This window comes from Bradyrhizobium sp., assembly GCF_049798375.1.
Classification (GTDB): domain Bacteria; phylum Pseudomonadota; class Alphaproteobacteria; order Rhizobiales; family Xanthobacteraceae; genus Bradyrhizobium.
In genome coordinates, this window is sequence record NZ_JBARGP010000650.1 from 1 (window position 1) to 6,700 (window position 6,700).

Below are 6,700 nucleotides of genomic sequence, written 5' to 3' on the forward strand. Positions count from 1 at the left end.
ATCCAGAGGTTTTTTTACAACAGACGGGGCGGATCATGTCGGGTGAGACCTTGTACATTCCGGCCCCAACCCAGCAAAGTGCAGCGTTCCCGCGTGAATCCGTCCGAGCAGCCGCCGATGATCATCGCATCGTTCCGTACGATGCCGGATCGCGCTTCGCTTATCGGGACGACAGCGATCTCGGACCGAACGCCGTAGCCGCACGCCGCAATGCCGTCTCAGCGGACGGGATCAGGCAGCGCATCGCCGGCTGCGCGAGCGCTCGCGAACAACGTCTCATGAAATGTGAATGCCGAGAAGGTGGCCCGGTGCGCCGGAATGATTTTGGGAATCTGTACGCACCGGGCCTTGGCCGAACTGCTTAGGGGGCTCAGTTCGGATGCAAACAAGATAGCAGCGCGCGTCTTTCCGCGTGTTGCCGCTCGCAGCAGATTTGTAGAATTTGATTGCGGAGCTCGGAAAATGCGGCGAAGCGAGGACAATTGCCCCGTCGTCACCGTCGCGCAACACCGCGTCAAACGAGCCGCTTCCGCGCGTTTGCATGCGCGCGGCGAGCTTGTGCGTAGTTCGATCTTTTCTGATCGGAAACAATCCGACAAGCACACAACCATTCGACATTTCACGCAACAAACCGGGCGCATAGCGACCATCATTCGCAGGCATCACCGACGCGAGATCGCGCATCGACGGAGAATCGCCGCTGATCGCGCGGGGAATGAGACTGCGAAAGAACGTCGATCATGCGTCTGACCTTGCGGGGCCTGCTGGCCCTGATCATCCTCGCTCCGCCAATGATCGCGTCAGGAGGACGAAGCGCCATCGCCGCGCCGGCCGCTACGCAAAGCGTCGCGGCGATCACGGTGGAGGGTAACCGGCGCGTCGAGGCCGAGACGGTGCGCTCCTACTTCAAGCCTGGTCCGAATGGCACGCTCGATGCCGGGCAGGTCGATGATGGGCTGAAAGCATTGATCGAGACCGGCCTGTTCTCGGATGTGAAGATCGATCGGCAGGGCGGTCACCTCGTCGTTCGCGTGGTCGAGAACCCCGTGATCGGCCGCGTCGCCTTCGAAGGCAACAAGAAGATCAAGGACGAGCAGCTCACGGCCGAAGTGCAGTCCAAACCGCGCGGCACGTTGTCGCGCCCGATGGTGCAGTCGGATGCGCAGCGCATCGCGGAAGTCTACCGCCACTCCGGCCGCTACGATGTCCGCGTCACGCCTGAGATCATCGAGCAGCCGAACAATCGCGTCGACCTCGTCTTCACCGTCGAAGAGGGACAGAAGACCGGCGTCAAGGCGGTCAGCTTCGTCGGCAACAATGCCTTCTCGGCGTCGCGGCTGAAGGATCAGATCAAGACTCATGAGTCGAACCTGCTCAGCTTTCTCGGCGGTGGCGACGTCTATGATGGCGACCGCGTTGAGGCTGACCGCGACCTGCTGCGCCGCTTCTATCTGAAGCACGGCTATGCCGATGTGCAGGTGGTGGCCGCGCTCACCGAATACGATCCGGCGCAGAAGGGCTTCCTGGTCACCTTCAAGATCGAGGAGGGCCAGCAATATCGCGTCGGCGCGATCGACTTCAAATCATCGATCGCAACGCTCGACGGCAAATCGCTGAGCGGCTTCTCGCATGTCAGCGTCGGCTCGCTCTATAATGTCGAGCAGGTCGAGAAGTCGATCGAGGAGATGCAGATCGAAGCCTCGCGGCGTGGCTATGCCTTCGCTGTGGTGCGTCCGAGCGGCGACCGCAATTTCGAGGCGCACACCGTCTCGGTGGTGTTTTCGATCGACGAGGGCCCGCGGAGCTATATCGAGCGGATCAACATCCGCGGCAACACCCGCACCCGCGATTACGTCATCCGCCGTGAGTTCGACATCTCGGAAGGTGACGCCTACAACCGCGCGCTGGTCGACCGCGCCGAGCGCCGGCTGAAGAATCTCGATTTCTTCAAGGAAGTGAAGATCACGACCGAGCCGGGCTCGTCGAGCGACCGCGTCATTCTGGTCGTCAATCTCGAGGAAAAGTCCACCGGCGACTTCTCGGTCTCGGGTGGTTACTCGACCACGGACGGCGCACTGGCGCAGGTCTCGATCTCCGAGCGCAATTTCCTTGGCCGCGGCCTGTTCGCCAAGGCCTCCGTAACCTACGGGCAATATGCGCGCGGCGTGTCGCTCTCCTTCATCGAGCCCTATTTGCTGGATTACCGCATCGCGCTCGGGCTCGATCTGTATTATCGCCAGCAACTCGCCAACTCCTATGTCAGTTATGGCGTCACCACGGTCGGCTTCAGTCCGCGGCTCGGCTTCCAGCTCCGCGAGGACCTGTCGCTGCAACTGCGCTACTCGCTCTATCAGCAATCGATCTCGCTGCCGTCCTATCTGGCGAATTGCAACAACAACGCGAGCAACGGCCTGCTCGCCTTTAACCCGACGCCGGCCTACATCCAGAACGTGCTCGGCGGCGCCGACCCGACCAATTCGACCAGTTCGGGCTATTACGGCTGGGGTTGCTATGCCGACGGCGAATCGAGCCTGCCGGTGCGCATGGAGCTGGCGAACGGCGCGGCCTTGACCTCTGCGCTCGGCTATACGTTGACCTACAACACGCTCGACAACAACAAGAACCCGACCGACGGCTTGCTGATCGATTGGAAGCAGGATTTTGCCGGCGTCGGCGGCGACGTATCCTATCTGAAGACCGCCATCGACGCGAAGTACTTCACCCCGCTGGTATCGGAGATCGTCGGCGTGATGCATTTGCAGGCCGGCATGCTGAACCAGGTCGGCAACACCCAGCTTCGCATGCTCGACCAGTTTCAGATGGGGCCGAACCTGGTGCGCGGCTTCGCCTCGAACGGCATCGGCCCGCGCGACATCACCTATGCCAGCCTCGGCGTCACCGGCGATGCGCTCGGCGGCACCAAATATTGGGGCGCGTCGTACGAATTGCAGATGCCGTTCTGGTTCCTACCGAAGGAAGTCGGCCTCAAGGGCGCAGTCTATGCCGACGCCGGCTCGTTGTGGGGCTATCAGGGCCCGACATCGTGGGCCGCGACCGGCGAGGTCAATTCAGCGGCCTGCAAATGCGGCCTGCAATATGACGACACCCAGGTGGTGCGCTCGTCGGTCGGCGTCGGCCTGATCTGGGCCTCGCCGTTCGGCCCGCTGCGCTTCGACTACGCGGTGCCGATCACCAAGGGCAAATACGACATTACCCAGGAATTCCGCTTCGGTGGCGGCACGTCGTTCTAACGAAATTTCTTCTCTCGTCATTCCGGGCTCGCGCTTCGCGCGCCCCGGAATGACGGCAAAGAGAGTGGTGCGCGCATGTCCGCCATGCGCAAATTGCCCGTCGGGTTACTTTGTCGCAGCTGTGCGCGCTTGCGTCGTCGGGCAAATCAGAACGATGCTTCCGCCCGTCCCGCCTCCATGACGGAGGGGCGTATCGCGATCGTCACGAGACGTGGGAAGCGGGATGCGATGGACGCGACGTGACGTCGGATGTGGTCTCACATGCGGACGAACGGCATGGCGCGGACGGCGAAGTCGTGTGGTCTTGGCATCCCGACGCTGATGCCAAGCCGCGCCGATGATCGGCGTGGCGACGGTGGCCAAAAAGCCCGGTGCACCGAGGAGATCACGTATAAGCCGTAACACCATTGCGCAGGGAAGGCCGGATATTTGGCTGAGCCTGTGGTTCTGCCGCGTGCTTTTTTGCTGCACGCGGACCGCGGGTATCGGCTGATACCCGGTCTTCCCTGCGCCCTCTGCTTAAAGGAGGGTCGACGAGATCAGCAGAACTCGGACATTCGTGTCGCGGGAACGTCAGGTCATGTTCGCAACGCTCGTGCGATATTTTCAGGTGTCATGCCCCGCGCAGGCGGGGCACCCAGTACGCCGCGGCTTCTCGATCAATCACCACCGTCTCGGAATACTGGATCGCCCGCACGCGGGCGATGACGGCGGAGAATTCGACGAATGTCCGAACGCAGGTCCAGCAGCACCAAAAAGAAAGGGGCCCCAGCTTGCGCTGGAGCCCCTCGACGGTCAGGGCATTGCCGGGTATGTGCCCGAACCGAAGTTATGGACCGGCGCCAGAGAACAAATTCCTTGGCGCCGAGCCCCGGGAGAACTCAGTAATTGTAGGCGCGCTCGCCGTGATCGGTGATGTCGAGACCTTCGCGCTCCTGCTCCACGGTGGGACGCAGCCCGATCACCACGTCGACGATCTTGTAGAGGATCGCCGAGCCGATGCCGGACCACAGCAGCGTTGCCAGCACCGCCTTGCCCTGCGCCAGCATTTGGGTGGCGAACTCGTAGGTGCCGGCATTGTTGCCGGTGATGTTGGTGTAGTCGGTGATGCCGACGCCGCCGAGCGCGGGGTTGACCAGGATGCCGGTGCCGAGCGCGCCAATGATGCCGCCGACGCAGTGCACGCCGAAGACGTCGAGCGCGTCGTCATAGCCGAACGTGTTCTTCACGGTGGAGACGAAGAACAGGCAGACCGGCGAGACGATCAGGCCGAGCACCAATGCGCCGATCGGGCCGGCATAGCCGGAGGCGGGCGTGACGGCGACGAGGCCGGCGACCGCACCCGAGCAGATGCCGAGCAGCGACGGCTTGCCCTTCAGAGCCCATTCGCACAGCAGCCAGGACAGCGCCGCGCCGGCGGTCGCGACCATGGTGTTGACGAAGGCCAGTGCGGTGGTGCCGTTGGCTTCGAGGTTGGAGCCGGCGTTGAAGCCGAACCAGCCGACCCACAGCAGGGCTGCGCCGATCATGGTCATGGTCAGCGAGTGCGGCGCCATCAGGTCCTTGCCGTAACCGACGCGCTTGCCGATGATCAGCGCGCCGACCAGGCCGGCGATGCCGGCATTGATATGCACCACGGTGCCGCCCGCGAAGTCGAGCGCGCCCGCCTGGAAGAGCCAGCCAGCATTGGCATTGACCTCGGCCAGCTTGGCCTCGGCCGCAGTCTTGGCGGCGGCGTCGGTCGCGGAAGCAACGGCCTTGGCGGCAGCTGCAACGTCGTCCGGCGCCGGGACATACCAGACCCAATGCGCGATCGGGAAGTAGATGAAGGTCACCCAGAGCAGGATGAACAGCATCACCGCCGAGAACTTGATGCGTTCGGCGAAGGCGCCGACGATCAGCGCGGGCGTGATCATCGCGAAGGTCATCTGGAACACGAAATAGGCGAGCTCCGGAATCACGACGCCGTTGGAGAAGGTTGCCGCCGTCGAGTTGGCGTCGATGCCGTGCATGAAGGCCTTGCTGAACCCGCCGACCCAGGAGGTCATGCTGCCACCGTCGGAGAACGCCATCGAGTAGCCGTAGAGGGTCCAGACCACGCCGACCATGGCGACGATCGCGAACACCTGGGTGAGGACCGAGGCCATGTTCTTGGTGCGGACCAGGCCGCCATAGAACAGCGCGAGGCCGGGCACCGACATCATCAGCACGAGCGCGCTGGAGACCAGCATCCAGGCGACGTCGCCCTTATTCGGAATCGGCGCGGCTGCAGCGGCTGCGGCAGGCGCATCCTCAGCGAACGCCACGTCTGCGAGGCCTGCGACGCAGAGCCCGGCGATGGCGAGCGTGATCCACCCCGCGCTGGTTGGACGCTTGAACGTCATTTTATTCTACTCCGTGAATTGAGAAGGTTGAGCGCGAAATCAAAGGGCGGCAGCGTCGGCCTCGCCGGTGCGGATGCGCACGGCGTGCTCGAGGCTGATGACGAAGATCTTGCCGTCGCCGATCTGTCCGGTCTTGGCTGCGGAGGTGATGGCGTCGATGGTCTTGTCGACCTGGTCGCTGGCGATCGCGACCTCGATCTTGATCTTGGGCAGGAAGCTCACGGCGTATTCGGCGCCGCGGTAGATTTCCGTGTGGCCCTTCTGCCGGCCATATCCCTTGACTTCCGTCACCGTGAGACCGTGAACGCCGATGGCGGTCAGGGCATCGCGGACTTCTTCGAGCTTGAATGGCTTGATGATCGCCATAACAATTTTCATGAGTCCTATCCCCGCTTGGGCCCGGTACGGACGTTACCGAGCGTCTACCGACTGAGGTTCACCACGCGGAGAAGCTTCACAACGCGGGCACAGCCGAGACCTGTAGAATCAAATGCCGTGCCAGACGGCCGGGCCTGCCTAACGGGCGATGAATGCGGGGCTTTTCGCGCTGCGGGATGGGGGTGCGGAACTGCGCTCTTAGGTCGCGCCTAAAGAATGAGCATGCTTGCGAAAACTGTGAGCAGGGCCGCGTTCAGGCACAAAGCTGCTCACTCGGAGGGCAGCCCTCCGAGGTCCGGGCCGGCTCAAATGGAGCGGGTCGGGGCAGGGCGCCTATTGCAGCGCTTCGCCATGCTGGGTGATATCGAGGCCTTCGAGCTCGTGCTCGCGGGAGACCCGCAACGGCACGAAGGCGCTGACCAGCTTGAGCAGCCCGTAGGTCACGCCGGCCGACCAGACCAGGGTCACCGCGACGCCATAAAACTGGCTCAGCAACTGCTGCGGATGGCCCTCGAGCAGGCCCGCGACGCCGCCGATCGAAGAGGTCGCGAACACGCCGGCCAGCAGCGTGCCGGTCAGGCCGCCGATGCCGTGGACGCCGAACACGTCGAGCGAGTCGTCGTAGTTGAAGCGGTGCTTGAGCCAGGTACAGGCCCAGTAGCAGATCAGCCCGGCGATCACGCCGAT

General features: G+C 63.2%; 5 protein-coding genes. 1 reads left to right on the plus strand and 4 read right to left on the minus strand.

Annotated elements, in window-relative coordinates:
- Positions 1 to 276 precede the first annotated feature (276 nt).
- Positions 277 to 684, minus strand: a complete 408-nt coding sequence (locus tag WA702_RS25480; RefSeq protein WP_425113309.1) for a hypothetical protein — start codon at positions 682 to 684, stop codon at positions 277 to 279.
- Between the two features lie 53 nt (positions 685 to 737).
- On the opposite strand from WA702_RS25480, the gene bamA reads away from it, so the two are divergent.
- Positions 738 to 3,251: an outer membrane protein assembly factor BamA gene (gene bamA, locus WA702_RS25485; protein ID WP_425113312.1), complete on the plus strand. Its 2,514-nt coding sequence runs from the start codon at positions 738 to 740 to the stop codon at positions 3,249 to 3,251.
- Between the two features lie 881 nt (positions 3,252 to 4,132).
- Here bamA and WA702_RS25490 read toward each other — a convergent pair.
- The 3 genes from WA702_RS25490 to WA702_RS25500 all read right to left on the minus strand — a co-directional run.
- Positions 4,133 to 5,635: an ammonium transporter gene (locus WA702_RS25490; protein WP_425113310.1), complete on the minus strand. Its 1,503-nt coding sequence runs from the start codon at positions 5,633 to 5,635 to the stop codon at positions 4,133 to 4,135.
- Positions 5,636 to 5,674: 39 nt separating this feature from the next.
- Positions 5,675 to 6,013: a P-II family nitrogen regulator gene (locus WA702_RS25495; RefSeq protein WP_066514990.1), complete on the minus strand. Its 339-nt coding sequence runs from the start codon at positions 6,011 to 6,013 to the stop codon at positions 5,675 to 5,677.
- Positions 6,014 to 6,346: 333 nt separating this feature from the next.
- The coding region (locus WA702_RS25500) for an ammonium transporter (RefSeq protein ID WP_425113311.1) at positions 6,347 to 6,700 on the minus strand (354 nt) is incomplete at its 5' end.